This is a genomic window from Intrasporangium sp. (assembly GCF_035688975.1).
In the GTDB taxonomy this organism is placed as follows: Bacteria; Actinomycetota; Actinomycetes; order Actinomycetales; family Dermatophilaceae; genus CALMNV01.
Map to the genome: position 1 here is coordinate 1 of NZ_DASSMH010000061.1, position 2,986 is coordinate 2,986.

General features: G+C 69.5%; 4 protein-coding genes and 2 pseudogenes. 4 read left to right on the forward strand and 2 right to left on the reverse strand.

The window, feature by feature from the left end; genetic code table 11:
- The 4 genes from VFJ94_RS06300 to VFJ94_RS06315 form a co-directional block, all read left to right on the forward strand.
- On the forward strand, positions 1-189 hold a 189-nt coding region (locus VFJ94_RS06300; protein ID WP_325003346.1), incomplete at its 5' end, for a hypothetical protein.
- A 4-nt stretch (positions 190-193) separates the two neighbouring features.
- Entirely contained in the window at positions 194-664 is a 471-nt protein-coding gene (locus tag VFJ94_RS06305) for an isoprenylcysteine carboxylmethyltransferase family protein (protein WP_325003347.1), read from the forward strand.
- 265 nt (positions 665-929) lie between these two features.
- Positions 930-1,277: a YciI family protein gene (locus tag VFJ94_RS06310; protein WP_325003348.1), complete on the forward strand. Its 348-nt coding sequence runs from the start codon at positions 930-932 to the stop codon at positions 1,275-1,277.
- Positions 1,271-2,461, forward strand: coding sequence for an RNA polymerase sigma factor (locus VFJ94_RS06315; protein ID WP_325003349.1), 1,191 nt, complete (start codon positions 1,271-1,273; stop codon positions 2,459-2,461). Before VFJ94_RS06310 ends, VFJ94_RS06315 begins: the two co-directional genes overlap by 7 nt.
- A gap of 81 nt (positions 2,462-2,542) precedes the next feature.
- Here the strand turns inward: VFJ94_RS06315 and VFJ94_RS16540 are convergent.
- Positions 2,543-2,647: pseudogene (locus tag VFJ94_RS16540) on the reverse strand (hypothetical protein); the annotation flags it as partial.
- Positions 2,648-2,747: 100 nt separating this feature from the next.
- Positions 2,748-2,986 (reverse strand): annotated as a pseudogene (locus tag VFJ94_RS06320) (phospholipase); the annotation flags it as partial.

A 2,986-nucleotide genomic window follows, 5' to 3' on the forward strand; every position in this document is an offset into this window, starting at 1 on the left:
GCCAACGAGGCGTTCGCCCTCTTCGCCGACGGCACGCTCGCCAGGGTCCTCATCACCGCTGACCCACCCTGGCACCGGCCGCCGAAGGCCGGCCCGTCCATGAACGTCACCCGCACGGTCGACGGCGTCCGTGTCGGTGTCGTCGGCGCTGCCATCCTGACCGGCGCCGCCACCCCAACGCGACAATGAGGGCATGGGGCAGGGTTCGGACGACACCGTCTCGTTCCGGCTGTGGCCGCCGGTCGCGATCGGCGCGCCTCTGCTCCTTGGCTGGATGGCCACGCTGCTCTGGGGTGACCCGCTCGACCTCGGCGGATGGCGGGTCCCGCTCGGCTGGGCGCTGGTGCTGTTCTTCGTCGGCTGCAACGGCTGGTCGCTGTGGCTGTTCCACCGGCACGAGACCGGGCTGCTTCCCGGGCAGGCGACACACGCCATCATCGAGGAGGGGCCATACCGCCACTCCCGTAACCCCTTGTACGTCGGCCTGCTCGCGCTCTACCTCGGGCTGGCCTTGCTGACGCCCACCATCTGGGGACTCGTACTCTTCCCGGCCGCGGTGCTGCTCGTCCTCTGGGGGGCGATTCGCCCCGAGGAGCGGTTCCTGCACGAGCGGTTCGGTGCTCCGTACGACGACTACAAGCGCCGGGTGCGCCGCTGGTTCTGACTGCCGGCCCGTATGCCGGTCGGCGCGACCTCCACATGACTGCGCGAGTGCAACCCGGACCGGGTCAGGGCCGTTGCGGTCGACCGGCGAACGCACTCCCCGTCGGCGATCTGCTGCGTATGCCGCGCGCCCGAGAGGTCGCCGTTTGAGAGCCGTTCGATTCCGATGATGGCCACTCGTGCCACGATCTTGGCGTCGAGCTGTCGTTTTCGAGGCACGCCGTTCGTCTTACGTCGCAACCACCCGAAACCACGAGGAGGAGCTCATGAAGTACGTCATGGTGATCTACCAAGGCGACGCGCTCGAGCGGCAGGCCGCGCTGTCCGAGGAGGAGCAGCGGCAGGTTCAGGCCGACTACCAGCGGATCAACGAGACGCCCGGCGTCACGACAATGCCGCCGATGGGACTCCCGCAGAACGCGACGACGGTCCGAGTCGAGGGTGGCAAGACCCTGACAACCGACGGACCCTTCGTCGGCATGAAAGAAGCCGTGGGCGGCTTGTTCATCCTCGAGGCCGAGGACCTCGACGCGGCGATCGAAGTTGCGGCCCGAGTCCCGGCAGCGCGTTACGGTGGTGCCGTTGAGATCCGACCCTCCGAGGTGTATTGGTAGCGACGCTCGAGCAGGCCTTCCGCGAGGAATGGGGCCGCGTGCTTGCCACCCTGATCGGCTTCCTCGGTGACTTTGACCTTGCCGAGGAAGCCGCACAGGAAGCCTTTGCGACGGCCGCCGACCGATGGCCACGCGACGGCGTACCGACCAACCCGCGCGCCTGGTTGATCACGACTGCTCGGAACCGAGCCACGGACCGCATCCGCCGCGACCGGACCCTTGCCGCCAAGCTCGACCTGCTCGTTGCTGACCATCGTGTCGAGGCGCCGATGAACACCACGAGGTTCCCTGACGAGCGCCTGGAGCTCCTCTTCACCTGCTGTCACCCGGCGCTCGCCATCGACGCACAGGTGGCGCTCACCCTGCGCGCTCTGGGCGGGCTGACCACCGGCGAGATTGCCCGCGCCTTCCTCGTGCCGGAACGCACGATGGCGCAACGGCTGGTGCGCGCCAAGCGCAAGATCAAGGCAGCGAAGATCCCGTTTCGGGTACCACCGGCTCACCTGCTCCGCAAACGCCTCGACGCCGTTCTCGCCGTCGTCTACCTGATCTTCAACGAGGGCTACGGCGGCCGCCGTGAGCTCGCGGCAGAGGCCATCTGGCTGGCGCGCGCGCTCACCGACCTGCTGCCCGACGACGCCGAGGTTCACGGGCTGCTGGCGATGATGCTCTTGCATGACTCTCGCCACGAGGCCCGGTTTCGCGGCGGCGAGCTGGTGTTGCTGAGCGATCAGGACCGATCACGGTGGAACTCGACGCAGATCGCAGCCGGGCGCGCCGAGCTCGAGCGCGGGCTGGCGCTGGGGGGCCGCGGGCCGTATCTCCTGCAGGCCGCCATCGCGTCGTTGCACGCCGAGCTGCCGTGCGACTGGGCGCAGATCGCCGAGCTATACGGCGAGCTGGGCCGCCTGACCGGCTCGCCCGTCGTGGAGTTGAACCGCGCCATCGCCATCGCCATCGCCGAGACCGAAGGCCCAGAGGCCGGGCTGCGTATCGTCGACGGGCTCGCCCTGCCCGACTTCCGCTACCTGCACTCGACGAGAGCGGAGCTCCTGCGGCGCCTCGGAAGGACCGACGAGGCGCGCGCGGCCTATCGACGTGCCATGGAACTCACCGACGAGGGCGCCGAACGCCGCTTCCTCGAACGCCGACTGACAGAACTGGCAGCCTCCCGCCCCGGGTGACGACGATCCGCGCACCACGCCGGGGACCCTCGCCTCTGTCAGGACAGGCACGGTGAGCCGAGTGTGGTTGGGGATGGGGCCGGTGGTGACGACCCGGCCGCCGTCGTGGCTCTCGCTGGACCACACCTCGATCCACTCACCAGCGGGAAGGTAGGTCGACCAGGTGGTCGCACCTTCCCGAGTCACGGGGTTGTGGCGGGCCCCGGGAGCTCGCCTCCTCGTATGCCGTGGCTGCCGGGATCTTCGCCGCCAGACGCGCTCCTCCCGGCGCGACCGGCGGCGTCGCTCAGGACGTAGTGGGCGTGGCGAGCGCGTGCGCGGTGGTGACGATGCCCACCACGGTTTCGAGCTCGTCGGCGGTCCGCGCTCCGAAGAGCATCACGAAGCCCGGAGCCAGCCTCATCCCTGCCCAGGGGTGCGGTGTGCCCCAACCGCGCACGACCAGATCGGCCGCGAGCGGTGCGGGCAGGGCGAGGTGGAGCGAGCCGTCGTACTCCGGGTGCAGGTGGGCGAACTCCCCGACCT